The organism is Nitrospina watsonii (assembly GCF_946900835.1).
Classification (GTDB): Bacteria; Nitrospinota; Nitrospinia; order Nitrospinales; family Nitrospinaceae; genus Nitrospina; species Nitrospina watsonii.
In genome coordinates this window covers 2,694,953-2,719,136 of record NZ_OX336137.1, presented here as the reverse complement: position 1 = coordinate 2,719,136, position 24,184 = coordinate 2,694,953, and the positions used below count along the sequence as shown (strand labels likewise).

At 59.8% G+C, this 24,184-nt stretch carries 20 protein-coding genes and 4 tRNA genes; 19 read left to right on the top strand and 5 right to left on the bottom strand.

Features of this window, described 5'->3' with window-relative positions; genetic code table 11:
* The first annotated feature begins 196 nt into the window (after positions 1 to 196).
* Positions 197 to 676 carry a GlcG/HbpS family heme-binding protein gene (locus tag QML71_RS12705; protein ID WP_371832129.1) on the top strand — a complete coding sequence of 160 codons (480 nt, stop codon included), beginning with the start codon at positions 197 to 199 and terminating at the stop codon, positions 674 to 676.
* Between the two features lie 111 nt (positions 677 to 787).
* Positions 788 to 1,060, top strand: a complete 273-nt coding sequence (rpsT, locus tag QML71_RS12700; RefSeq protein WP_282012295.1) for a 30S ribosomal protein S20 — start codon at positions 788 to 790, stop codon at positions 1,058 to 1,060.
* Between the two features lie 104 nt (positions 1,061 to 1,164).
* Here the strand turns inward: rpsT and holA are convergent, their stop codons facing one another.
* From holA to leuS, 3 genes are all read right to left on the bottom strand, one after another.
* Positions 1,165 to 2,160, bottom strand: a complete 996-nt coding sequence (holA, locus tag QML71_RS12695) for a DNA polymerase III subunit delta (protein ID WP_282012592.1) — start codon at positions 2,158 to 2,160, stop codon at positions 1,165 to 1,167.
* Between the two features lie 25 nt (positions 2,161 to 2,185).
* Positions 2,186 to 2,707: an LPS assembly lipoprotein LptE gene (gene lptE / locus QML71_RS12690; RefSeq protein WP_282012294.1), complete on the bottom strand. Its 522-nt coding sequence runs from the start codon at positions 2,705 to 2,707 to the stop codon at positions 2,186 to 2,188.
* 174 nt (positions 2,708 to 2,881) lie between these two features.
* The gene (gene leuS, locus QML71_RS12685; RefSeq protein WP_282012293.1) at positions 2,882 to 5,377 is read right to left on the bottom strand and encodes a leucine--tRNA ligase; all 2,496 of its coding nucleotides are present in this window, start codon (positions 5,375 to 5,377) and stop codon (positions 2,882 to 2,884) included.
* Positions 5,378 to 6,069: 692 nt separating this feature from the next.
* Between leuS and QML71_RS12680 the strand changes: the two genes are divergently transcribed.
* Positions 6,070 to 7,524, top strand: a complete 1,455-nt coding sequence (locus QML71_RS12680) for a sodium/proline symporter (RefSeq protein WP_282012292.1) — start codon at positions 6,070 to 6,072, stop codon at positions 7,522 to 7,524.
* Between the two features lie 216 nt (positions 7,525 to 7,740).
* Here the strand turns inward: QML71_RS12680 and QML71_RS12675 are convergent, their stop codons facing one another.
* Positions 7,741 to 9,033, bottom strand: a complete 1,293-nt coding sequence (locus QML71_RS12675) for a 3-deoxy-D-manno-octulosonic acid transferase (protein ID WP_282012291.1) — start codon at positions 9,031 to 9,033, stop codon at positions 7,741 to 7,743.
* A gap of 14 nt (positions 9,034 to 9,047) precedes the next feature.
* On the bottom strand, positions 9,048 to 10,304 hold the full coding sequence (locus QML71_RS12670; protein ID WP_282012290.1) for a 3-deoxy-D-manno-octulosonic acid transferase: 1,257 nt from the start codon (positions 10,302 to 10,304) through the stop codon (positions 9,048 to 9,050).
* A 62-nt stretch (positions 10,305 to 10,366) separates the two neighbouring features.
* Here QML71_RS12670 and lpxK point away from each other — a divergent pair, with 62 nt between their 5' ends.
* From lpxK to rpoB, 16 genes are all read left to right on the top strand, one after another.
* Complete coding sequence (gene lpxK, locus QML71_RS12665) at positions 10,367 to 11,479, top strand: tetraacyldisaccharide 4'-kinase (RefSeq protein ID WP_282012289.1); 1,113 nt, start codon at positions 10,367 to 10,369, stop codon at positions 11,477 to 11,479.
* A complete protein-coding gene (locus tag QML71_RS12660) occupies positions 11,466 to 11,975 on the top strand; it encodes a methyltransferase family protein (RefSeq protein ID WP_282012288.1) in 510 nt (169 codons plus the stop codon). Before lpxK ends, QML71_RS12660 begins: the two co-directional genes overlap by 14 nt.
* Positions 11,976 to 12,023: 48 nt before the next feature.
* The gene (locus QML71_RS12655; protein WP_282012287.1) at positions 12,024 to 14,462 is read left to right on the top strand and encodes a hypothetical protein; all 2,439 of its coding nucleotides are present in this window, start codon (positions 12,024 to 12,026) and stop codon (positions 14,460 to 14,462) included.
* Between the two features lie 11 nt (positions 14,463 to 14,473).
* Complete coding sequence (locus tag QML71_RS12650; protein ID WP_282012286.1) at positions 14,474 to 15,724, top strand: amidohydrolase family protein; 1,251 nt, start codon at positions 14,474 to 14,476, stop codon at positions 15,722 to 15,724.
* A 397-nt stretch (positions 15,725 to 16,121) separates the two neighbouring features.
* A tRNA-Tyr gene (locus QML71_RS12645) sits at positions 16,122 to 16,206 on the top strand.
* A gap of 18 nt (positions 16,207 to 16,224) precedes the next feature.
* A tRNA-Gly gene (locus QML71_RS12640) sits at positions 16,225 to 16,301 on the top strand.
* Positions 16,302 to 16,324: 23 nt separating this feature from the next.
* Positions 16,325 to 16,396 (top strand) — tRNA-Thr (locus QML71_RS12635).
* Between the two features lie 107 nt (positions 16,397 to 16,503).
* Positions 16,504 to 16,653, top strand: a complete 150-nt coding sequence (gene rpmG / locus QML71_RS12630; protein ID WP_282012285.1) for a 50S ribosomal protein L33 — start codon at positions 16,504 to 16,506, stop codon at positions 16,651 to 16,653.
* A 92-nt stretch (positions 16,654 to 16,745) separates the two neighbouring features.
* Positions 16,746 to 16,820: transfer RNA gene (locus tag QML71_RS12625), tRNA-Trp, on the top strand.
* Positions 16,821 to 16,844: 24 nt separating this feature from the next.
* Complete coding sequence (secE, locus tag QML71_RS12620) at positions 16,845 to 17,033, top strand: preprotein translocase subunit SecE (protein ID WP_282012284.1); 189 nt, start codon at positions 16,845 to 16,847, stop codon at positions 17,031 to 17,033.
* A gap of 8 nt (positions 17,034 to 17,041) precedes the next feature.
* On the top strand, positions 17,042 to 17,587 hold the full coding sequence (gene nusG / locus QML71_RS12615) for a transcription termination/antitermination protein NusG (protein ID WP_282012283.1): 546 nt from the start codon (positions 17,042 to 17,044) through the stop codon (positions 17,585 to 17,587).
* Between the two features lie 29 nt (positions 17,588 to 17,616).
* Positions 17,617 to 18,048, top strand: coding sequence for a 50S ribosomal protein L11 (rplK, locus tag QML71_RS12610; RefSeq protein WP_282012282.1), 432 nt, complete (start codon positions 17,617 to 17,619; stop codon positions 18,046 to 18,048).
* A gap of 13 nt (positions 18,049 to 18,061) precedes the next feature.
* Entirely contained in the window at positions 18,062 to 18,751 is a 690-nt protein-coding gene (gene rplA, locus QML71_RS12605; RefSeq protein ID WP_282012281.1) for a 50S ribosomal protein L1, read from the top strand.
* A 68-nt stretch (positions 18,752 to 18,819) separates the two neighbouring features.
* Entirely contained in the window at positions 18,820 to 19,350 is a 531-nt protein-coding gene (gene rplJ / locus QML71_RS12600; RefSeq protein WP_282012280.1) for a 50S ribosomal protein L10, read from the top strand.
* 81 nt (positions 19,351 to 19,431) lie between these two features.
* Complete coding sequence (gene rplL / locus QML71_RS12595) at positions 19,432 to 19,812, top strand: 50S ribosomal protein L7/L12 (protein ID WP_282012279.1); 381 nt, start codon at positions 19,432 to 19,434, stop codon at positions 19,810 to 19,812.
* Between the two features lie 68 nt (positions 19,813 to 19,880).
* The gene (rpoB, locus tag QML71_RS12590) at positions 19,881 to 24,083 is read left to right on the top strand and encodes a DNA-directed RNA polymerase subunit beta (protein ID WP_282012278.1); all 4,203 of its coding nucleotides are present in this window, start codon (positions 19,881 to 19,883) and stop codon (positions 24,081 to 24,083) included.
* Positions 24,084 to 24,184: the final 101 nt, after the last annotated feature.

Genomic DNA, 24,184 nt, shown 5'->3' with positions numbered 1-24,184 from the left:
ATCCGGAAATACCGCCGCAAAAATTCCGGTTGATCGCACGCCGCCTGCCGCGATATTTTAGTAAGAACAGGCGTGCGTTTTCCCCGCGGTTTTGGGATGTCCCTGCGGGAAGGGCTTTTTATGGACATCCTTATTTTTTTGCCTGACAGCGGAAAGGTGATGGACGATGAGAAAACCTACTAAAATCTTTTGGGCGATGGGAATGATGGCGGTGCTGTTGAGTTCCTCCCTGCCGGGGACCGCCAGAGCGAATGCCCTGCCGGAGATCAAGGTCCTGCCGCTGGAGCTGGCGATCAAGGCGGGGTTGGCGACGCTGGACGAGTGTTCCAAGAACGGCTACCGGGTGAGTGTTGCCGTGGTGGACCTCGGCGGCAACGTGAAGGCGCTGTTGCGTCATGACGGGGCCGGGGCGCACACCCCCGACAGCAGTTTCAAGAAAGCCTACACCTCCGCCAGCCTCGGCCGCCCGACGATGGAACTGGCCGAACTGTTGGTCAAGGTGCCGCGCATCCACGGCCTGCGGGACATGAACGACAAGATCCTGATTTTAGGGGGTGGATTGCCCATCAAGTTGGATGGGGCGCTGGTTGGCGGTATCGGGGTCGGCGGCGCGCCGGGGGACCAATTCGACGAAACCTGCGCGCGGGCGGGGTTGCAGGCCATTGGCGCGGAATGACGCGGTTTCCCTATTTTCCGCTTCTCAATCCGGGCCGGATGGAGTAAGATAGCTCCTTTCGTTTTCCCGACAACCCGTGACACCATTTTGTTTTAATTAAGGAGAGTTTCGTTGGCTAACCATAAATCGGCGATCAAGCGCAATCGTCAGAACATCAAACGCAACACGCGCAACACCGGCAACCGCACGCGCATCAAGACCCACACCAAGCGGGTATTGGAAGCCGTGGCGAAAAAAGACAAGACCACCGCCGAGCAGGCCTTGAAAGACGCGACCAAAGTGATCTCCAGCGTCGCCAGCAAAGGCGTCCTGCACAAACGCGCCGCCTCGCGCAAAATTTCCGGCCTCGCCAAAAAAGTCAACCAGATCGCCGCTTCCGGCTGAGCCTCCCGGCTTGCCGAGGCGGAGTTGGCCCCGCCCCCCGTCGTTATTTATAATTCCTGCCAAATGCCCGGGCCTTCAATCCGTTGAAGGACTGCGTTTGAAAGTCACTCCGTCTTCGCGCACAATTTCAGGATCAGCGATTCGAGGATGCCTTCCGGCGCTTTGCCGGTGGATTTCAATTCGAGGTCGGCGTCGGACAAACTCTGGAATCCGTTGCGCAGTTGCCGCTCTGTGAAGTTGCCGGTGAACTTGAGCGCCTGCTCGATCAAAAACGGTTTCTGTCCCATGACCTTGGCGATCTGCTGGCGCGGCACGCGTTGCTGCTGGTGGTGCTTGACCTCCCAGATCAGGCGGAACTGCCACGCGATCATGCCCAGCACCTTCACCGGCTCCTCGCCGTGTTCGAGTTGATTGCGCAGCAGGCGCAACGCACGGTCGGCGTTTTTTTCTTTCAGCGCATCGGTTAAAGAGAACACCGATTCCATTTTGATCGCCCCCACCACCTCCGCCACCGCATCCGGCTTGAGCGTTTTGCTGTCGCCGGTGAAGGTGATCACTTTATCCAACTCCTGCGCCAGGATGCCGGGCTTCGGGCCGATGCGCGACAGCAATGTCTGCGCCGCGTCGGTTTCCAGCGTGTAGCCCAGGCCCTTGGCGCGGTTTTTGATCCACATCGTAAGTTCGCCCTCTTTCGGCGCGGCGCAGTCGCCCGCCCCCGGCAGACCCGTCAGGTGTTTGTACAGTTTGCGTTTGCGGTCGGCCTTGCGCGCGGTGAGCGCCAGGCAGGCTTCCGGTGCGGGATTTTTGGTGTAATCGATCAATGCCTGAATGTCCGCATCGGCGAACGTTGCCTCGTCCACGTTGCGCACCAGCACCAGCTTGTCGCCGCCTAAAAAGGAAAATGTTTTCGCCGCCTCGATCCAATCGTTGGGATGGCTCGTCTTGCCTTCGAAGGTTTCGAGGTTGAAGTCGCGGTTGTCGGCGGTGATGAGTTGACCGGTCAACAGGCGCAGCAGTTCGAGCTTGAAAAAATCTTCTTCGCCGTAGAGGAAGTAAACGGGATGCCGCGTGCCGCCGTTGAGGGCGCGAATCAATTCCATTGCGGTCACGGCGCGGCCCTCATCATCAAAACTGGTCGATGACGAGGCTCACCAGCCGGTTGCCCAGCAGACGGTAGGCCTGAAGGAATGCCGCCTGCCGCGAGGCCTCGGCATCGACGACATTGATGCTTGGCCGGTAGTCCCAGCGCGTCTTGAGCGTTTGCTTGAGGTGCGTGCGGTTCAGCACCTGGTCTTGCACCACCACGTCGAGGTTGATGTACACCCAGTATTCGGTGACCACGTCGCGCGCGTCGAAGGCCACGGCGCGGATGGAATACCCCGTCAGCTTGCCGGTCATCACGAGATCGGCGCGGGCGGTGTCGGCCATCAGCTTCAAACGTCCGTCGCGCAGGAACGACTGGCGCACGCGCTCGGTGAGGTTGCGGTTGATGGTCGGCTCCTGCGACACGTTGTCGAACACGGGGATGGCGATGGTCTTCAGGTGCGGCGGCAGTTGCGCTGCACCGGTACCGACCAGCTGGTAACCGCAGGCGGGAAGGCAGGCGAGCAGAAGAAAACTAAAAAATATGTGGTGGGTGAGCCGCATAAGAAGTTCGTTCCTGTTAATTCAGAAGAGCAAAACATAGATTCTTCGCTGACGCTCAGAATGACAAGGCGAAGGTTCTTTTGTCATTCTGAGGAGCGGAAGCGACGAAGAATCTCTGTGTTCATCGACGTTCATCTGTGGTTAATCCTTTTCTCTTTTTAATTGCCGGTTGAATCAAACCACGATGTTCACCAGTTTTTTGGGCACGACGATCACCTTGCGCGGTTCCTTGCCGTTCAACCATTCCTGAACGCGCTCGTCTTCAAGACAGTGCTGTTTGAGCGCGTCGTCTTCGATCTCCGACGGCACTGAAAGTTTCTGCCGCACCTTGCCGTTGACCTGCACGACGATGGTCATCTCGTCCGCCTGCATGTACTGCGCCTCATGCACCGGCCAGGCACATTCGTGCGTGGGCTTCGAAAACTTCAACTGCGATGCCATTTCCTCTGCGATGTGCGGCGCGAACGGACTCAACACCAGAATCAACGCCTCCACCGCCTGCCGCAGCACGGCTTTGTGCCCGGCCTGCGATTCCTTCTGTGCGTTCCACCCGTCCTTGAACGTATAAAGGTGGTTGACGAATTCCATCGTCGCCGCAATCGCCGTGTTGAACTGCATGCGTTTTTCCACGTCTTCCGTGACGCGCTTGATGGTCACGTGCGTCTGCCGCCGCAACTCCTTGAGTTCGTCCGGCAGCGCATCGCCGCCGTTACCGGGCTCGACTCCCTGCACCGAATCCGAAAGTTCCGCAAACAGCCGCCACACGCGTTTCAGAAACCGAGAACAGCCTTCGACGCCCTGGTCGCTCCATTCCAGATCCTTCACCGGCGGCGCGGCGAACAGGATGAACAGCCTGGCCGTGTCCGCGCCGTAACGCTCGATGATGCCGTCGGGATCGACCACATTGCCTTTCGACTTCGACATCTTCGCGCCGTCCTTGATGACCATGCCCTGCGTCAAAAGATGCGAGAACGGTTCATTGGAGTTGACCAGCCCCAGGTCGCGAAACACTTGATGAAAGAACCGTGAATAGAGCAGGTGCAAAATGGCGTGCTCGATGCCGCCGATGTACTGATCGACGGGCATCCAGTAATCGATCGCCTTTTTCTCGAACGGCGCGTCGCCGGCGTGCGGCGAGGTGTAGCGGTCGAAATACCACGACGAACAGATGAAGGTGTCGAGCGTGTCGGTCTCGCGTTTTGCCGGAGCGTTGCACTTCGGGCACGCCGTGTTGATGAACGCGTCGAGCGTTTTGAGCGGCGACTGGCCGCGCTCCCCCAACTGCGCGTCGAGCGGCAACTCGACCGGAAGCTGATCGTACGGCACCGGCACCGTGCCGCAGGCGTCGCAGAACACCATCGGCACCGGCGTGCCCCAGTAACGTTGCCGCGACACGCCCCAGTCGCGCAGGCGGTAATTGACCGTGCGCTCGCCGATGCCCTTTGCTTTGAGGTGCTCGCAAACTTTCCGTCGCGCCTCTTCACCGGCGAGGCCGTCGAACTCGCCGGACTGGATCATCGGTCCTTCTTCGGTGAACGCCTCTTGCAACTGCGTGGCGTCGTGGATGCCGTCGGCGGGCGCGATGACGACGCGGATGTTGAGATCGTATTTTTTGGCGAATTCGAAATCGCGCTGGTCGTGCGCCGGGACCGACATGATGGCCCCGGTGCCGTAATCCATGAGCACGAAGTTGGCCGACCACACCGGCACGCTCTCGCCGTTGACCGGGTTGACGGCGTACGCGCCGGTGAACACGCCCAGCTTGTCGCCGCCCTCGGCGGTGCGGGCGATGGTGTCCTGACTCTGCACCTGCTTGATGAAGGCATCGACCGCCTGTTCCTGTTCCGTGCCGCGCGACAGTTTCCGGGTGAGCGGGTGTTCCGGCGCGAGCACCATGAAGGTTGCGCCCCACAGCGTGTCCGGCCGCGTGGTGAAAATGCGGATGGCGTCGCTGCCGTCTTTCGGTTGGAAATCGACTTCCGCGCCGAAGCTCTTGCCGATCCAGTTGGCCTGCATGGCCAGCACCTGCTCCGGCCAGCCGCCTTCCAGTTCCTTGCAGCCGTCCAGCAGGCGGTCGGCGTATTCGGTGATTTTGAAGAACCAGCCTTCCTGCGCTTTTTTGATGACCACGTTGTCGCAACGCCAGCAGCGGTCGTCGATGACCTGTTCGTTGGCGAGCACCGTCTGGCAGGACTCGCACCAGTTGACCGTCGAGTTTTTGCGATAGACGAGACCGCGTTCGTGGAATTTCAGGAAGCACCACTGGTTCCACTTGTAATAATCCGGTTTGCAGGTGGCGACTTCGCGGCTCCAGTCGTAGCTGAGGCCGAGGCGCTTCAACTGCGTGCGCATGGTGTCGATGTTCTCGAAGGTCCATTTGGCCGGGTGCGACTTGTGCTGGATGGCGGCGTTCTCTGCGGGCATGCCGAAGGAATCCCAGCCGATGGGATGCAGCACGTTGTAGCCCTTCATCATCTTGAAGCGGGCGAGGGCGTCGCCGATGGTGTAGTTGCGTACGTGGCCCATGTGGATGCGCCCGGAGGGGTAGGGGAACATCTCCAGCAGGTAATACTTTTCCTTCGATGGGTCTTCGGTGACCTGGAAGGACTGGTGGTGCTCCCAGTACTCCTGCCAGCGCGCTTCAATGGTTTTGTGATCGTAATCCTGCATGGTCGGGATGGGTCCTCGTGGGGAAAAAGGTGGATCGAATCAGAAACCCGTATAGTAACCAAAACCGCCCGCCGTTTCCACCCGCCGGGTTAAACCCGAAGGAAAAGGATTGTATTGGGAATGGGCTGGTCGATCAAGTCCGCCGACCAGGTATTATCCTGTTTCCCCTCCACGTAGTGGAGCCGGCCAGGCCGGGAGCGAACAACATAATTAACCACAGATGCACACCGATGAACACGGATAAAAACCAACCCTTCCCAGCCGGTCACTCTGGAGTGTTCCTTGAAAAAGGGGAGCTTTGTAAAAGTCATTAAAAGGTAGTAGAGGAAGCCACCCTCACCCCAGCCCTCTCCCGTCAAGGGAGAGGGGGGGGTTAAAAGTCCCTTCTCCCCTGGCGGGAGAAGGTTAGGATGAGGGGGATTCATGACTCGTCCGTATTCGTGTCATCCTGAGCGAAGCGAAGGATCTATGTTTTATCTGTGTGAATCTGTGTTCATCGGTGGTTGCTTCAATCTGTGCCTTTCACAACGCCCTATACATTATAGACGCGCCGGTGGAGTGGAGGTTTTGCACGCGGAACGCGACGAGGAATTTATGGTATGCGGACCGGCAGTCGCGCTTTCTTCAATATATAAGGCTCCCGCCGCACGGCCAAATGGAATTTCCGCCCGCAGCGGTTTACAATGGAGGGCATGACGGAACTGTCCGGGGCCATCATCGTTGTCTTCTGCCTGTACGTCCTGCTGATGCTCGCCATCGGCTGGGTGACCTCGCGCTACCAGAAATCCGCGTCGCATTATTTTTTAGGAGACCGCTCGCTGAAAGCGTGGGTGACGGCAGTGTCCTCCACCGCCTCTTCGGAAAGCGCGTGGGCGGTGCTGGGCACGGTGGGCCTGGCGTACAAGGACGGCCTCGCCGCACTGTGGTTTTTGCCCGGTTGTTTGCTCGGATACGCGCTCAACTGGTTTTTCCTCGCCGAGCGCCTGCGCCAGCACTCGCTCGACACCGGGGCCATCACCCTCCCCGATTATTTCGAATACCACTTCAACGACAAGACCCGCGTGCTGCGCATGCTGTCGGTGGGCATCATCTTCTTCAGCATGATGGCGTACGTGGCGGCGCAGTTCACCGGCATCGGCAAAACCTTCGACGCCATCTTCGGCATCCCGCATTATGTGAGCATTCCCGTCGGCGGCGCGATCATCATTGTCTATACCATGATGGGCGGCTTTCTCGCCGTGGCGTGGACCGATTTCGTGCAGGGACTCATCATGGTGGCGGGCCTGGTGGTGCTGGCGGTCGTCGGGTTCGTGCACCTTGGCGGATTCTCCGGCGTCGCCGAGCAGGTGAACGCCGCCTCGCCGGAAACCCTGCAATGGATAGGCGGCAAGCCGGCCGCCGTGTTCTTTGGCTCGATGATCGGTCTGTTGGGCATCGGCCTGGGCTACCCCGGCCAGCCGCAGGTGTTGAACCGTTACATGGCGGCGAAGAATAAGAAAGTCATCGAGACCGGCGTGTGGATCGCCTTGGGCTGGGGGTTCCTCGTGTACGGCTCGGCGATCTTGCTCGGCATCTGCGGCAACGCGCTGTACCCGACGCTGGACGATCCCGAGCACCTGTTCCCGCGCGCCGCCACCGACCTGTTGCCGACGGGCCTGACCGCCGTGGTGCTGACCGGGGTGATGGCGGCCATCATGTCCACCGTCTCGGCGCTCATCATCGTCGCCGCCTCGTCGGTCGCGCACGACGTGTACTCGAAAATGATCAACCACAACCTCAGTCATCAGCAGATCGTGCGCATCAGCCGTTACACCGTGCTGGCCCTAGGCCTCGGCGCCATGCTGATTTCGCTGATGGAGACACACGTCATTTTCTGGTTCGTGCTGTTGGCGTGGTCGGCGTTGGGATCGAGCTTCGGTCCGGTGATTTTGTTTTCGCTGTACTGGAAAGGCGTGACGCGCGAAGGCGCGATTGCCGGCATGGTGACGGGCTTTGTCACCACCGTTGTCTGGTACCACAGCGGCATGAAGGATGTGTTGTACGAAATGATCCCTGCCTTCACCCTCGCCACCCTCGCTGTGTATGGGGTGAGCAAACTCACCGCGCATAAAGTGCCCACGGGTTCCCCCTTCTCCGAAGGAGGCTAGGGGGCTTTTTCCTTGGTGTGTCATCCTGAACGCGAGCGAAGGATGTGGATGCTTTCTTTCATCGGGAGCACAGAGAATCTTCGCTGTTGCTCCAGGACAAGCAAATTACAAGTAAGGTTGAGTCCTTGGTAACCCCTCCCAACCCTCCCCTTGAAAAGGGGAGGAGAGAAAACTCCCCCTTTGGAGAGGGGATTCAATGATCTGCTGTTTTCAAGCTCATTGAGCCCCATCCAGCGCTCTTAAGATCAGTCCCGCCATTTCGCGGGAGGCGCCTTTTTTTTCTTTGACCAGGGTCACCGCTTTTTCCATCAACCGTGCGTGCAGGGTGTCTTCCTCGAACAGTTGCATGATGCGTTTGGCCATGGCGTCGGCGTCGGCGACTTCGATGGCGATGCCGAGTTCTCCCAGTTCGTCGGCGGAGTGTTGCACGTTTTCGACGAACGGTCCGTGCAGCACCACCTTGCCCTGCGCTGCCGGTTCGATGAGGCTGTGCCCGCCGCCCGGCGCGATGAGACTGCGTCCGACAAACGTCACGTCCGCCACGGCGTACAGCTTCGCCAGCTCGCCCATGGTGTCGAGCAGGATGACGTCGTGCCCGTGTGAGTCGTCGGGCTGGATGGCGCTCCTGCGGATGCAGTCGAGGCCGCGCTCCGCGATCAGCCCCATCACCTCGCCCACCCGTTCCAGTCGGCGCGGCGCGATCACCAGCGTCAGTTTGGGATAGCGGGCGCGCAGCGTTTGGAAGGCGTCGAGCACGATGATCTCTTCGCCCGGATGCGTGCTGCCCGCCATCCACACCGGGTGGCTCGCCGGAATGCGCAAGGCCTCGCGCAGGTGGAATCCTTCCGGCTGGCTGATGCTTTTGAGCCCGTCGTACTTGGTGTCGCCGACCACGCGCAGGATTTCCGGCTCGGCACCGAGGCTCACCATCGCCTGCCGGCCCGCTTCACTCTGCATGCAGATGAGGTCGAAACGGTTGAGCAGTCCCTTCACCCACGGCTTGACGAAGCCGTAGCATTTGAGCGATTTCTCCGACAGCCTGCCGTTGAACAGCATTTGCGGAATGCCGCGCGCTTTCAGCAGGTAAATCATGCCTGGCCAGAAGCCGGTGTCGGTGAGCACGTAGAGGTCCGGGCGGATGCGCGTCAGCGCCCACGCCAGGAACGGCCAGCCGTCGAGCGGATGAAAAAAGATCTGGCGGGCGAACGGCATCTGGCGGCGTGCGCCGTCGTAACCGGAGTCGGTGGTCACCGAGACGACGATATCGAGATCGGGCCGGTCCTCATGCAGTCGGCGCAGCACCGGTGCGGCGGCGTTGACCTCGCCGAACGACAGCGCCTGCACCCAGATGAGTGGCCGTCCTGCCTTGCGTTTCACCGTCGGCACGTAGCCGAAGTGGTGACCCAGCCCGCGCGTTTTTTTGCCATTGATGATGGCGTAGAAAAAAAACAAAGGCAGCACCAGCACCGAGGCCAGACTGGAAAGCATGTGATAGAAAACGGGCATCATTGAAAACGGTCCGGTCAATCGGTTTGTGGAGCCAGCATCTGTTCGAGAATGCGCAGGTTGGCGTCCAGCGCGCCCCGGTGTTTGTGCACCATCACCGCGGCCAGCTTGCTGCGGTTTTTGATTTCCTCCGGCTGCGTGAGGAGAGCATGCAGAGTTGGGTATAGCTCGTCGGCGCTTTGCAGCTGAATGCCGCCGCCGGACTCCACCAGCAGGCGCGCTTCTTCCTTGAAGTTGTCCATGTGCGGACCGAACACCACCGGCACGCCGTGCATCGCCGGTTCCAGGATGTTCTGGCCGCCGAATTCCGGATGGAAGCCGCCGCCGACGAAGGCCAGCAGGCTCTGCCGGTAATAGTCGTTGAGGTGGCCGATTTCATCGACCAGCACCAGGGCGACATCGGGAGCCGCTGCGCCGTCCAGCTCGCTGAATCGTTTGTAGGGCAGGCCGCGGTTGAGGATCAGGGCCTCCACCTCGTCCGAGCGTTGCGGGTGGCGCGGCGCCAGCACGAATCGCCACGGGGTGTCTTCCTGTTCCTGCGTGAGGCGGGTGATGGCGTCGAGGATCGGGTCTTCGTCGCCGGGGCGTGTCGAGCCGAACACGACGAGCGGCGTTTCTGTTCGGGTGGCGCCGCCGGTTTCCGGCAGCGCATCGAATTTCATGTTGCCGGTGTTGTCGATCCGCGCCTCCGGGATGCCCAGCGAGCGCAGGCGTTCGGCGTCTTCCCCCGAGCGCATGGCGAAGCGTTCAATGCCTGCGACCAGCCAGCGGAACAGCGGTGCGATCTGGCGGTACCGGCGGAACGACTTGCGCGACATGCGGCCGTTGACCAGCACCACCGGGATGTCGCGTCCGGCACACTGATGCAGCAGGCCGGGCCAGAACTCGGCTTCGATCAGGATCAGCATCGCCGGGTGCAGACGGTTCAGCACCGCGCCGGTCAGCCAGAACAGGTCCGGCGGCAGGCGGAACACCGGGCACAGGCCGAACTCCATTGCCTGCCGGTAGCCCGTCGGCGTGAACGTCGAGAGCACCACCTGGTGATGCGGAAAACGCTGGAGCAATCCCCGAATGAGCACCCGGGCCACGCGCACCTCGCCCACCGACGAGGCATGCACCCACAGCGTGTCCTGGCAGGCGGGCAGCGATTTCCAGTTGCCCATGCGTTCGCACAACTCTCTGCGGAAGCCGGCGTCGAACGCCGCACGCACAAGAAGGTAAGGCGAAAGCGCCAACAGGGCAAGGCCTGTGATAAGATGGTAGATCACAATCATGGCTTTGATTATAAACCAGATACGAACGTTTTGGGGACACGCCGGGGCCGCGAAATCCGAATATGAGCATTGAATCGCTGTACTACCAGGTCATCTCGCCCGACCGCAAATACTATCACGTGCCCATGTACCTGTTTCTGAAGAGTGTGTCGGTGTTCTACGGCATCATGCAGAAACTGCGCGCGGGGTGCTACCGCAAAAAAATCCTGCCGGCGCGCAAACTGGAAAAACGCGTGATCAGCGTCGGCAACCTGACCCTGGGCGGCACCGGCAAAACACCGACGGTGGTGTGCATCGCCGAAACCCTGCAAGCCCACGGCCACCGTCCGGCGGTGTTGAGCCGCGGCTACGGCGGCGAATCGCCGCTCGCGGTCAATGTGGTCAGCGACGGCCACAGCGTGCTGTTGACCCCCGCCGAGGCGGGCGACGAACCGGTGATGATGGCGCGCCGCCTCGATGGCGTCCCCGTGCTCACCGCCAAAAGCCGCTACGCCAGCGGCCGCTTCGCCATCGACACATTGGGCGCGGATGTATTGATCCTCGACGACGGCTTCCAGCATTTGCCGCTGCACCGCGATCTCAACATTTTATTGTGCGACCACCAGAGCCCGTTCGGCAATGGCTGCATTTTCCCGGCAGGCGAGTTGCGCGAACCGTTGCAGGAGATTGAGCGCGCCGACCTCATCTGCCTCACCCGCTTTCGTCCCACAGTCGGTGACGGTGCGGTGACGCCCAATCCCCGAAACGTTCCCGTCATCGCCACGCAACTGCGCCCGGTGGACCTGGTGCACCCGCCCACCGGCGAGACGCAGCCGCTTTCTCATTTACAGGGCCGCAAGATTGGATTGTTCTGCGGCATCGGCAACCCCGCCGACTTCAAGGCCTCGCTGGAAGCACTGGGCGCGGAGGTGGTGTCCAAGTTCGCCTTCCCCGATCACTATGCCTACCGCGCGGAGGACCTTCAGGAAATCGAGGCGCGCGCCGTCAAGGCCGGAGCGGAACTGTTGGTGACGACGGAAAAGGACGCGGTGAAATTATTTGACCACGCGTTCGCGCTGCCGTGGTATGCATTGCGGGTGTCGCTGGAGGTGGTGGAAGGCCGCGAGCACTGGCTGCGCCTGCTGCTTGCGGAATCCGATGACGACGGTGCGGGAGGCCCTCATGACGGAGTCTGATCGTGGGCGGCACAACGCGACGCCCGGCGCGACCGGGGGGGCGTCCGGCCCGGTCATGTCGCCCGTCAAAAGCCTCGTGTTGACGGTGGCGATTCCGTCGCTCTATCTCGGTGCCTTGCTGGTGGCGTGGTTGGGACCGAAGCATTTTGGATTCGGCGTGCGGCCGTTGGTGTATGTGGGATTGACCGTCGGGTTGTCGGGGTTGTTGTTCTGGACGGTGGCGATGGCGCAGCTGGGGCGGTCGCTGGCGGTGCTGCCGGGTGGCGACCGGCTGGTGGATCACGGCGTGTACCGCTATGTGCGGCACCCGGTGTACTGGGGCATCGTGCTGACGTTTCTGGGACTGTTTCTTGCGGTCGGTTCGATGTATGGAATGGTGTATCTTTTTATCGTTGTGGTGCCGCTCAACATCGTGCGCGCCCGGCAGGAAGAACGCACGCTGCAAACCAGATTCGGCGAGGCGTACGATACCTATCGCCAGCAGACCTGGTTTTGAAAATGCATACGGCGTTCGGTGCAATCGGGTTCCTTAAAAAGGGGAGGTATGTTGAACGATCGGTGGCTTAACGCCGTGTGGATGCTGGTGGGGGTGCTGGCGCTGGTGTCTCCGGTGAGAGCCGAGGCTCCGCCCTCCCTGCCGGAGATGGAACCCGTCGCCCAACAGGGGGTGTCGGGTGCGGGCGAATCGGATCTGTTTCACCTGTACCCGCTTTTGGGATTGCCTTCGTTGCAGACCGCCCCGGCCGAAGTGCCGGTGGTGGAGGCCGTCCGCCAGGCCGGGTGGCTGGGCATCGCCCCGCGCGAAACCAAGCCGGTGTTCCTGCCGGGCGCGGATGATTTCACCCCGGCCCTGCGCGTGTACCGAGTGTATCCCGGCTCGACCGCTTCCCGTGCGGGATTGAGGCCCACCGACCGCATCGTGCGCGTCAACAACGAGCGGCTGGAGCTGGGTCCGGAAAATTCGCTGATCGTGCATTTCCAGAACCGTGTGGCGGAAGTGGGCGCGGGCGGCACCCTGCAATTGAAACTCCTGCGCGGCGAAGCGGTGATGGACCTGGCGTTGACGCTCGATCCGGTGCCGACCACCCCGGCGCCGGTGCCGTCGCATCCGGAACTGGACCGTTTGCATGCGGAAGCGAAGGAGACGTTTTTTTCGCAGATGCTGCAACGCGAAGGCATGCTGGAGGGGTTTCATCGAAGCGTCGGCGCCATGCGGCGCACCTCCCGGCAGGTGCTGACCACGGCGTTTCAGGATGGCGCGTACAATCCGTTCCGCCTTAAGGAAATGAATTACCTGTTGCAGCAGCCGATGGACCTGCCGTGGGTGGCGCACCTGCTGACGCGGCAGGTCAACCAGTCGTTCCACCGCGAACGGCAGAGTCTCGATAAGCTGGTGGGCGCGGGCATCCGTGCTCTGGACATGGAGACCGTGGAAGACGCGAAGGCCCTGCCGCCGCCCGCCGACCTGGAGACCTTCATCGATCGGCTGGTCGCCGCCATGAACCGGGCCGAGACGCTGCGCCGTCAGGCGCTGGCGGGCATGACCGTCGATGACATCGCGTTTCTGGAAGCGGGCATCCGCGACTGGGTGTTTCAGGATCTGGAAGACGACTACGTCGATCGCTCCGAAACGGAAAAACAGGAAATGGAGGACCGCTTTCTGCGCTGGTTTGAAACCGCGCTCAAAGTGGACCGGCAGAAAATCCTGCACGCCGGAAAACTCATCGCCCAGGCCTTGGACGTGGAATGGTTGCAGGCGTTCAACCAGCAGGGAGGCACCTTCAAACCCTTCCGCGAAGGCTGGGTGGTGCGCGAGGAACGCGACCGGGTGGTGATCCGTGCGGGCGGCCTGCATATTGTGGTCGGCAACGGCGACGCCAATGTGTATGGCGAGGACGCGGATGTGATCATCGACCTGGGCGGCGACGACCGTTACCTCAACACCGCTGGGGCCAGCCAGGTGGGGCGGCGCAACAGGGTGGTGGTCGATCTGGGCGGCAACGACCTGTACCTGTCGCGGGGCTGGGGGGCGCAGGGCGCGGGGTTGCTGGGTGCGGGATTTTTGTTGGACCTGGGCGGCAACGACCGTTACGTGGCGGATCATTTTTCGCAGGGGACGGCGTTCCTCGGTGTCGGCGTGCTGGTGGACAGCGGCGGTCAGGACCGTTACCAGTGCCATGTGTTCTGCCAGGGAGCCGGGTTGTTAGGCGTCGGCGTGCTGGCCGAACAGGGCGGCGACGATCATTACGGCAACGCCCTCTACGGGCAGGGACTGGGCGCAAGCGGGGGTTACGGATTGTTGGTGGATGCCGACGGCCAGGATCGCTACACCTCCGGCGGCTCCTTCGCCGATTATTCCGAGCCCATTCTGGCGTTCCGCTCCATGGCGCAGGGCGTGGGGCTGGGTTACGACCGCTGGGACACCCTGGTGCAGGTCTCCGGTGGCATCGGGGTGTTGTCCGACCAGAACGGCAACGACACCTATGTCGCCGATTATTTCGCGCAGGGAACGGGGCGCACGTATGGGATTGGTATTTTGTTCGACGACAACGGCGACGACCGCTACCTGGCCGGGCGGTATGCGCAGGGTGTGGGATTCCGGCAGGGCGCGGGGTTGCTGCTGGACAATGGCGGCGACGACGATTACCTGTCGCATGCCGGGGTGTCGCAGGGCGTCGGCCACGAAACCGGCGTCGGCATGCTGATCGACCGCGGCGGCGACGATCGCTACACCAGCAGTCTGTTGTCGCAGGGTGCGGGCAACGGCGACGGCATCGGCCTGCTGCTCGATACCGGAGGTGACGACGAGTACACCTGCCGCGACATGGGGCAGGGTTTTGGTTTGTACGATGCCGTGGCCGCGCGCGGCAGCTTCGGGTTTCTGTTCGACACCGGCGGCGGCGTGGACCGCTATTCATTGGGACGCCGCAACGACGCCATCCAAAAGAACGATGCCTGGGGCATCACCGCCGACCTGCCTTGAGGAATGCCATCATGACCCCGCCTGCCCGACTCCGCATCCTGTTTGCCCGCCTCGTCACCATGACCGGCGAGGATTTTGAGCGGGGCGAGTTGTGGGTGCGGGACGGGCGCGTGGACCGCATCCAGAGCGGCGTGACGGAAGGTCATGCGGAGCCGACGCTCGATCTGTCCGATCATCTGCTCTTACCGGGTTTCGTCAACGCCCACAGTCACATGGGCCTGTCGGCGCTGGACGGGAAACTGACGCCGGGCACGCCGTTCGCCGACTGGATTCTGGATGTGGTGGCGGCCAACACCGCTTTGCCCTGGGCCGAGCGTGTGGCCGCCCTGCATCGAGAGAGCGAGGTGCTGCTGCGTTCCGGGGTCACGCTGCTGGGCGATTACCTGGCGCACCCCGAGTTGCTGGTGGAGTTCGCCCGCTTGCCGTTCCGGCAGATGCTGTTTCTGGAAACGCTGGGGTTCCCGGAAGAAGACGCCGCGGCCCGGGCGGCGCGCGTCGAGCGCCTGCTGGAAGAACACGAATCGCCGGGCGGACGCATCCGCCTGGGTCTCGCCCCGCATGCGCCGTATTCCGTCTCGCCCGAGCTGTTCCGCAAACTCAAACGCATCGCCGCCCACCACCGCTGCCCGTTGTCCTGCCACGTGGCGGAAGTGCCGGAGGAAGAGGAATTTTTAATGACCGGCAGCGGACCGATGCGCGCCCTGCTGGAGAAACGCGGTGTGTACGACGCGAACTGGCAACCGCCGGGTCTTGCGCCGGTGGCGTACCTGGAGCGGCTGGGCGTGCTGGAGGGGATGGTCGGCGTGCACCTGAATCATGTGGGGACCGATGTGGACCTGCTGGCCAGGCGGAATGTCAGCGCTGTGTTTTGTCCCGGCAGCACGCACTGGTTTGGCCGTCCGCACTACATGCCGGTGCGTCAACTCGTGGACCGGGGGGTGCCGGTGGCGCTGGGCACCGATTCTTTGGCCAGCAACGCGTCGTTGAATTTCCTACGGGAGCTCAGGCTGGCCGAAACCCTGCTGCCGGATTTGAGCCGGACGGAAATTCTAAAAATGGCTACCCGCTGGGGGGCCGAAGCTCTGCATTGTGAGGCGGGAACCGTGGAAGCGGGGCGTTTCGCCGACCTAACAGGGTTCCGTTTGGCAGATAAAGAAAGGGATTGGTTCGATATACCCTTCGAGAGCCAGCGCGAGCAGGCCGATTTTGTCATGGTTCAGGGAAACGTGGTTCATACCCGGCCTGTGTTCGGCGAAGAGTAGTTAAAGGATTGAAAGGGCATGAGTTGTATGAAAAATCGGACGGTTTTGGAAAAAAAAGAAAAAAGTGAGGTCTCGCTACAAAAAAAATTGTCAGCATCCTTCATTCCATGCTAAATTGAGGCAGGATTTTGGCGGAAAATCCTCTATCCTCAAATTAGGCCTAAATATTTTTCTTTTTTAATTGACACTAATTGAAACAAACAAGTAGAATCTGTTTTTTCGCGCACATATTGAGTGGTCTGGTACGGCCCGGTGGATGAATCCGCTGACAGGTGATCCGCGGGCAGGGCAGTGCAGTCTCTGCGCCAGTCGCGTAAGGTATTGAATAAAAAGCATTTTGGGTTCGGTGGCATCAAGGGCCCTTTTATTTTTAGGGGTTATTTCAGCCTCAGAAGCTGGGGAGATTCCCGAGCGGTCAAAGGGACCAGACTGTAAATCTGGCGGCTCCGCCTTCGGAGGTTCGAATCCTCCTCTCCCCACCATTTTAAACTACGGTATCGGCGGGAATAGCTCAGTTGGCTAGAGCGTCAGCCTTCCAAGCTGAGGGTCGCGGGTTCGAGTCCCGTTTCCCGCTCCAAAGACAGTGGCATGAATTATCAGGCCCACGTAGCTCAGTGGTGGAGCACTTCCTTGGTAAGGAAGAGGTCATCGGTTCAATCCCGATCGTGGGCTTGCCGTTTTGATATAGCAAGTTGAAGGCGTTGCCAGGGCAGCTTTGATTCTTTTTGGGAGCCGGGCGGCATGCGGGTTCCTGTAAATCTGATGGAAATAGTTGAGCGATGAGGGATATCATTCTTTTGGCGTGCGGTGAGTGTAAGCGACGGAATTATTCCACCACCAAGAACAAGAAGAAGACCACAGGCCGGTTAGAGTTTAACAAGTATTGTAAATTCTGCAGAAAACACACTCCTCACAAAGAAACAAAGTAGCAATCGTCCGCCGGGTCGGGTTGTGTTGGGAGACCGGCGAGGATTTGCCGTGTGCGGGCTTCCTCCTCTGGTGGCCTTTTTAGGAATGAGATAGGCCAGTAGCTCTAATTGGTTAGAGCACTAGACTCCAAATCTAGGGGTTGGGGGTTCGAATCCCTCCTGGCCTGCGTACATTTTAAGTTGGGTGGATCATGCTGACTAAGAGTAAAGAATTTTTGTCTGGAGTCAGGGCGGAAGTCAGGAAGGTGACCTGGCCTTCACGCAAAGAGGCGGTGGGCGGAACCATGGTGGTATTTGCCGTTGTGGCCTTCATCGGCCTGTTCTTGTGGATCGTGGACACGATCCTTTCCAAAATCGTTCAGGGCATGATTGCCGGTTGAAAGGGGATATGGAAGACGTCGTGGCCAAAGACAAGGATTGGTATGTGATCCATACCTATTCCGGGTACGAGAATAAAGTCAAGTTGAGTCTGGAGGACCGGTTCGCGCATGCGGGCATTCGCGACAGGCTGGGTGAGATCGTCATTCCCACGGAAGAAGTTGTGGAGGTCCGGCAGGGCAAGAAGAAGGTCAGTTCGAGGAAGTTTCTCCCCGGCTACGTGTTGATCAGCGTCGATATGGATCAGGATGTCTGGTACCTGATCAAGAACACGCCGAAGGTCACCGGGTTTCTGGGTGGCACGGAGCCGACGCCTCTGTCTCAGGATGAAGTCAAGGAGATCATGGATCAGGTCAAGGGCGAGTCCCAGCGACCGAAGCCGAAGTTCCAGTTTGAAAAGGGAGAGGGTGTGCGGGTCATCGATGGTCCGTTCATGAACTTCAACGGCACCGTGGAGGAAGTCAACCACGACAAGGGCAAGGTGAAGGTCATGGTTTCCATTTTCGGCCGGGCGACGCCGGTGGAGCTGGAGTTTCCGCAGATCGAGAAAGTTTGAGCAGCACGAAATCGAAAGGTTGAGAAGAGATGGCCACTAAAAAGAAAGTCAAGGCGCTGATCAAGTTGCAGATCCCCGCCGGGCAGGCGACGCCTTCGCCCCCCGTCGGACCGGCGCTGGGTCAGAACGGCGTCAACATCATGGATTTCTGTAAGGCGTTCAATGCCGCCACGCAGGGCCAGGAAGGCATGATCATCCCGGTCGTCATTACGGTGTATGAGGACCGCAGTTTCAGTTTTATCACCAAGTCGCCGCCGGCTTCCGTGTTGTTGAAGCAGGCCGCGGGCATCGCCAAGGGATCGAAGAACCCCAGCAAGGAAGGGGTGGGGGCGGTCTCCCGGGCGCAGGTTAAAGAGATCGCCGGTATCAAGAAAGCCGATCTCAATGCCTACGATGTGGATGCGGCGATGAAGATCATTGAAGGCTCAGCGCGCAGCATGGGCATCAAGGTTACGGATTAGGAAAGGATTCAGCATGGCCAGGCAAGGAAAAAAGTATAAGGCGGCGGCTGAAAAGATCGACCGCAATCAGCGTTACGCACTCGAGGAAGCGCTGGATATCGCCAAAAACGGAGTTCAGCTCAAGTTCGACCAGTCTGTGGATGTGGCGGTGAAGCTGGGCGTCGATCCCCGCAAGGCGGACCAGAACATCCGCGGCAGCGTGGTGTTGCCCAAGGGAACCGGCAAGAAGTTCCGCGTGCTGGTGTTTGCCAAGGGCGAGAAGGAAATGGAAGCCAAAGAAGCGGGCGCGGAATTTGTCGGTGGCGAGGACATGGTCAAGAAGATCCAGGAAGGGTGGATGGATTTCGACCGCGTTGTGGCCACGCCGGACATGATGGGCACCGTCGGCAAGCTGGGTAAGGTGCTGGGGCCGCGTGGCCTGATGCCCAACCCGAAGACCGGCACGGTCACCTTTGATGTCAAGGAAGCGATCGAACAGATTCAGGCGGGTAAAGTGGATTTCCGCGTGGACAAATCGGGAATCGTGCACGCCTCGGTCGGCAAGTCCAGTTTTTCGGTGGAAGACCTGGCGGAAAATTTCAAGGAATTCATGAACACGCTGGTGCGCATGAAGCCGGCGACGGCGAAGGGCTTGTACGTTCGCGGCGTGTCGTTGTCCACCACCATGGGACCCGGCGTCAAAGTGGCGTATTCGGTGAACTGACCGGCTGCCTGCGGGTGGTGCGGATGTCGATCCGTTGAAGGATTGAAGCGAAAGAAAGGAAGCACGTTGTGCCGACACCAGTAAAAGATCAAGAGATTGAACGTTTGAACGGAGTGTTCGCCAAGGCCAAGTCGGCGGTCCTGACCAATTATCAGGGTCTGTCGGCGGCGCACATGGCCCAGCTTCGCTTGCACATGCGCGAGCGGTCTCTGGAGTTCAAGGTCATCAAGAACACGTTGGCCCGGATTGCGGCGAAGAACACGCCGTTTGAAGTGCTCGACAGTTCGTGGGAAGGGCCCATGTCCATTGTCGTCAGTTTTGACGATGAAGTGGCGCCCGCCAAAGCGCTGTCGGACTTTGCCAAGTCGGGTGTGGATAAAACCCCGCAGGTGGTTTGCGGGATTGTGGACGGTCAGGCGGTGACGGCGGAGCAGGTCAAGGCGTTGTCGAACCTGCCGTCGAAAGAAGTGTTGATATCGCAGATGCTCTCGGTCTTCCAGGGACCGACCCGCAATTTTGTGGGTGTATTCGCCAGTCTGCAGCGGAAGCTGGTGGGCACTCTGGATGCCGTCCGCGAACACAAGGCCAAACAGGGCTGAGTGGTCCCGGAAACAAACAGGCGAACGGAATTTTTTCGAAAATTATTTGAATAAGCGTTTTATACCTGAAAGGAGATTGCAATGGCAGTCACGAAAGAGGACGTCGTTTCCTTCATCGACAGCATGACGGTCCTGGAAATGTCGGAATTTGTGAAAGAGTTGGAAGATAAGTACGGTGTGACCGCTGCGGCTCCGGCTATGATGGCGGCCCCGGCAGGCGGCGGCGACGCGGGCGCGGCAGTAGAAGAGAAGACCGAGTTTGACGTGGTTCTGACGGCAGCCGGTGACAAGAAAATCCAGGTCATCAAGGAAGTGCGCGGCATCACCGGCCTGGGTCTGAAAGACGCCAAGGACCTGGTGGAAGCGGCTCCCAAGGCGATCAAGGAAGGTGTGAAGAAGGAAGAGGCCGAAGAGATCAAGAAGAAGGTCGAAGAGGCGGGTGGGACTGTTGAGATTAAGTAATGCCTATTGCCTTCTAAAAATAGGAGGGGTATGGCCATTAATCTTTAACAGGGGACTGGATTAAATCTATGTCTATCAAAACCACCGATCGAACCACAAGCACCGTTCGTGAAAGGTTGGACTTCTCCCGGATCCCTGCGGTCATCGAGATTCCCAACCTGATTGGAATACAAAAGAAGTCCTTCGAGTATTTTCTGCAGACCGAGACGGCCCCCGAGGACCGTAAGAACCAGGGGCTGGAGGAAGTGTTCCGGGATGTGTTCCCCATTTCCGACCTGAATATCAACGCCCGTATCGATTACGTGGGGTTTGAGGTCGGCGTGTGGGAGTGTGCCTGCGGCGAGTACAAGGAACTCGGCGGCGTCGGAGTGGTGTGCGATGCCTGCGGTCAGGAAGCGACCTATAAGGAAAAGTACAAGCTCGCCGAATGCCGGCAAAAGGGCCTGACCTACTCCGACCCGATCAAAATCATGGTCCGCATGGTGTTGTTCCAGCGGGAAAAGGTCGAGCTCAACGCGCGCATGCTCAAGGAGCTTCCTGGCAAGTACCTCGTTGAGGAAGTGAAGAACCCGGAGACGGGCAAGTCGCTCATTCCGTCGCGTACCGAAATCGATGACGCCGTCATCGAGCTTTTGCAGAAAACCAAAGTTCCCGAAGTCACCATCAATTCCGTCAAGGAAGTCAAGGAACAGAAGATTTTTCTGGGCGAGATTCCGGTCATGGGTCCCACCGGCACGTTCATGATCAACGGCGTCGAGCGCGTCATTGTCAGCCAGATGCACCGTTCGCCCGGTGCGTTTTTCGCGCATGACAAGGGACGCAGCCACGTCAGCGGAAAAATCCTGTACAGCGCCCGTGTCATTCCCGATCGCGGTTCCTGGCTCGATTTCGAATTCGACATCAAAGACATCCTGCACGTCAAGATCGATCGCCGCCGCAAGCTGCCGGCAACGGTTCTGCTCAGCGCTTTCGGCATGGGTCAGGAAGAGGTTCTGGCCGCATTTTATGATGTGGAAAAGGTGACCCGCCTCGTCAAGGACGACCGGTACTTCATGGGCAGCAAGGGCCTGATGTGCGGCATCAAGGTGCTGGAAGACGTCATCGATCCGAAATCCGAGGACGTGCTGGTCAAGTCCGGCAAAAAGATCGTGCCGCTGCAGGCCAAGAAACTGCGCCGCATGAGCAAGGCGCAGCGTGTGGAAGTGGATAAGGAAACCCTCATCGGCGGCTACCTGGCGCAGGACATCGTGGACAAGGAAACCGGCGAAGTGCTGCTCGAGTCCAATACCGAGATCACGCCGGAGACCCTGGCCGTGCTGGCCAAGAACAACGTCTCGGAATTCTCCATCCTGGCGGTTGATGAGGAAAATCCCGACACCACCATCCGCGACACCCTGGCGCAGGCGAAGATCGCCGACCCGGACGAAGCCATCCGCGAAATCTACAAACGCCTGCGTCCCGGCGATCCCCCGACCACGGAAATCGCGAAGACGCTGTTCTACAATTTGTTTTTCAATCCGAAACGGTACAACCTGTCGGTCGTCGGCCGCATCAAGATGAACCAGAAGTTCGGTCTCGACGTGCCGCTGGAAAACCGGCTGCTGACCCGCGAGGATCTCATCGCCGTCATCCGTTACATGGTGGACCTGCGCAATGGCATCGGTGTGGTGGATGACATCGACCATCTGGGCAACCGCCGCGTGCGCGCCGTCGGGGAATCTTTGGAGAACCAGTTCCGTGTCGGGCTGGTGCGCATGGAGCGCGCCATCATCGAGCGCATGTCCATCCAGGATCTGGAAGTCTCCATGCCGCACGACCTGATCAATTCGAAACCGGTCACCGCGGCGATCAAAGAGTTTTACGGCAGCAGTCAGTTGTCGCAGTTCATGGACCAGACCAACCCGCTGTCCGAGGTCACGCACAAGCGTCGCTTGAGCGCCCTGGGGCCAGGCGGCCTGACGCGCGAACGCGCCGGGTTTGAAGTGCGCGACGTGCATCCCACTCACTACGGACGCATTTGTCCCATCGAAACGCCTGAGGGACCGAACATCGGTCTCATCGCTTCCCTCAGCACGTATGCCCGGGTGAACGATTACGGTTTCGTCGAGACTCCGTACCGGCGCGTGGCGGACGGCAAGGTCGGCGACTCGGTGGAGTTCCACAACGCCATGGTGGAGGACGATTACGTCATCGCGCAGGCCAATGCCGAGCTCGACGACAAAAATAGTTTTGTCAACGAGATCGTGGATGCCCGGCAGGGCGGCGACTTCATCCTGTCCCCGCGTGAAAAGATCAACCTCATGGACGTTTCGCCCAAGCAGTTGATCAGCGTCGCCGCGTCGTTGATTCCGTTTCTGGAAAACGACGACGCCAACCGCGCGCTCATGGGTTCCAACATGCAGCGCCAGGCGGTGCCTCTGTTGCAAACCGAAGCGCCGCTGGTCGGAACCGGCATGGAAGAAGTGGTGGCCCGCGATTCCGGCGCCGTGATGGTGGCGGAAAACGACGGTGAGGTCATCAGTTCCGATGCATCCCGCATCGTGGTGCGCACGCAGGGCCAGCAGAAGAAGAAGGGCGTGCTGGATTCGAGCGTGGACATTTACACGCTGGCCAAGTATCAGCGTTCCAATCAGAACACCTGCATCAACCAGCGCCCGCTCGTGCAGGCCGGTGAGAAGGTGAAGAAGGGGCAGGTCATCGCCGACGGTCCGTCCACGGACCTGGGTGAGCTGGCTCTGGGACGCAACGTGCTGGTCGCGTTCATGCCGTGGGAAGGCTACAACTTCGAGGACGCCATCGTCATCAGCGAGAAGGTGGTGAAGGAAGACGTGTTCACCTCCGTTCACATCGAGGAGTTCGAAGTCGAGGCCCGCGACACCAAGCAGGGCAAGGAAGACATCACCCGCGACATCTCGAACGTCGGCGAGGAAGCGTTGCGCAACCTGGACGAGAGCGGCATCATCCGCATCGGCGCTTCGGTGGCGCCCAACGACATCCTCGTGGGCAAGATCACGCCCAAGGGCGAAACCCAGTTGAGCCCGGAAGAGAAACTGCTGAAAGCCATCTTCGGTGAAAAGGCCGGAGACGTGCGCGACACCTCGCTGCGCGTGCCGCCGGGCATTCAGGGTATCGTCATCGACGTCAAAGTGTTTTCGCGCAAAGGCATCGATAAGGATTCCCGCACCCTGTCGATCGAGGAAGATGAAATCTCCCGGATCGAGAAGGATTTCAGCGATGAAATCGAAATCGTCAAGAGCGAGACCGAAAAGCGTCTGCTGTCCATGCTGGTCGGAAAGACGGTGACCAAGGCCGCCACGGTGGGCCGCAAGGCATTCACCAAGGGGCAGGTGTTGACCGCCGAAGACCTCGCCAAGGTTGCCTCCAAGGACATGGCGAAGATTCCGGCCAAGGATGTGGACGCCAATGAGTTGCAGCAGATTGAGGATGGCAGCAAGGATCAGATTCACATCCTCAAAACCATGATGAACGACAAAATCGCCAAGCTGAAGAAAGGCGACGACCTGGCCCCCGGCGTGATCAAGCTGGTCAAGGTGTTCGTTGCCATGAAACGCAAGCTTCAGGTGGGCGACAAAATGGCCGGCCGTCACGGGAACAAGGGCGTCGTCTCCAATATCGTTCCGGAAGAAGACATGCCCTTCATGGACAACGGCACGCCGATCGAGCTGATTCTCAATCCGCTCGGCGTTCCGTCCCGCATGAACGTCGGTCAGATATTCGAAACCAACCTCGGCATGGCGGCCAAGGCCAGCGGCAAGTTCCTGGCGACACCGGTTTTCGACGGTGCGAAGGAAGACGATGTCCGCAGGATGCTCATCGAATCAGGATGCTCGCCCACCGGCGAAGTCACCCTGTGCGACGGGCGCACCGGTCAGCCGTTTCAGCAGAAGGTCATGGTCGGTTACATCTACATGCTCAAGTTGCATCACCTGGTGGATGACAAGATCCACGCGCGCTCCACGGGACCGTACTCGCTGGTCACCCAGCAACCCCTGGGCGGCAAGGCGCAGTTCGGTGGACAGCGTCTGGGTGAAATGGAGGTCTGGGCGCTGGAAGCGTATGGCGGCGCCTACACCCTGCAGGAGATGTTGACCGTCAAGTCCGACGATGTCGAAGGCCGCAAGCGGATGTACGAGGCCATTGTCAAGGGCGACACCAACTTGACGCCGAGCCTCCCCGAATCGTTCAACGTTCTGGTCAAGGAGTTGCAGAGCCTGGCCATCGACGTGGAACTGATTGAAACCGCCAAATAGCGACGGCCGCCGGGGTGCAGGAGAGACTTCCTGTTCGGAAACGAATTTTTAAATAAACTTTCATTTAGGAGACCACGCTTGTGGATACCCTGAACATTTTT

What these genes read in the sequence shown, in the direction of transcription:
- QML71_RS12705 (WP_371832129.1), top strand. Translation starts at nt 197, where the DNA reads ATGGGAATGATGGCGGTGCTGTTGAGTTCCTCCCTGCCGGGGACCGCC.
- holA (WP_282012592.1), bottom strand. Translation starts at nt 2,160, where the DNA reads ATGGAATTGATTCGCGCCCTCAACGGCGGCACGCGGCATCCCGTTTAC.
- lptE (WP_282012294.1), bottom strand. Translation starts at nt 2,707, where the DNA reads ATGCGGCTCACCCACCACATATTTTTTAGTTTTCTTCTGCTCGCCTGC.
- leuS (WP_282012293.1), bottom strand. Translation starts at nt 5,377, where the DNA reads ATGCAGGATTACGATCACAAAACCATTGAAGCGCGCTGGCAGGAGTAC.
- QML71_RS12680 (WP_282012292.1), top strand. Translation starts at nt 6,070, where the DNA reads ATGACGGAACTGTCCGGGGCCATCATCGTTGTCTTCTGCCTGTACGTC.
- QML71_RS12675 (WP_282012291.1), bottom strand. Translation starts at nt 9,033, where the DNA reads ATGATGCCCGTTTTCTATCACATGCTTTCCAGTCTGGCCTCGGTGCTG.
- QML71_RS12670 (WP_282012290.1), bottom strand. Translation starts at nt 10,304, where the DNA reads ATGATTGTGATCTACCATCTTATCACAGGCCTTGCCCTGTTGGCGCTT.
- lpxK (WP_282012289.1), top strand. Translation starts at nt 10,367, where the DNA reads ATGAGCATTGAATCGCTGTACTACCAGGTCATCTCGCCCGACCGCAAA.
- QML71_RS12660 (WP_282012288.1), top strand. Translation starts at nt 11,466, where the DNA reads ATGACGGAGTCTGATCGTGGGCGGCACAACGCGACGCCCGGCGCGACC.
- QML71_RS12655 (WP_282012287.1), top strand. Translation starts at nt 12,024, where the DNA reads ATGTTGAACGATCGGTGGCTTAACGCCGTGTGGATGCTGGTGGGGGTG.
- QML71_RS12650 (WP_282012286.1), top strand. Translation starts at nt 14,474, where the DNA reads ATGACCCCGCCTGCCCGACTCCGCATCCTGTTTGCCCGCCTCGTCACC.
- rpmG (WP_282012285.1), top strand. Translation starts at nt 16,504, where the DNA reads ATGAGGGATATCATTCTTTTGGCGTGCGGTGAGTGTAAGCGACGGAAT.
- secE (WP_282012284.1), top strand. Translation starts at nt 16,845, where the DNA reads ATGCTGACTAAGAGTAAAGAATTTTTGTCTGGAGTCAGGGCGGAAGTC.
- nusG (WP_282012283.1), top strand. Translation starts at nt 17,042, where the DNA reads ATGGAAGACGTCGTGGCCAAAGACAAGGATTGGTATGTGATCCATACC.
- rplK (WP_282012282.1), top strand. Translation starts at nt 17,617, where the DNA reads ATGGCCACTAAAAAGAAAGTCAAGGCGCTGATCAAGTTGCAGATCCCC.
- rplA (WP_282012281.1), top strand. Translation starts at nt 18,062, where the DNA reads ATGGCCAGGCAAGGAAAAAAGTATAAGGCGGCGGCTGAAAAGATCGAC.
- rplL (WP_282012279.1), top strand. Translation starts at nt 19,432, where the DNA reads ATGGCAGTCACGAAAGAGGACGTCGTTTCCTTCATCGACAGCATGACG.
- rpoB (WP_282012278.1), top strand. Translation starts at nt 19,881, where the DNA reads ATGTCTATCAAAACCACCGATCGAACCACAAGCACCGTTCGTGAAAGG.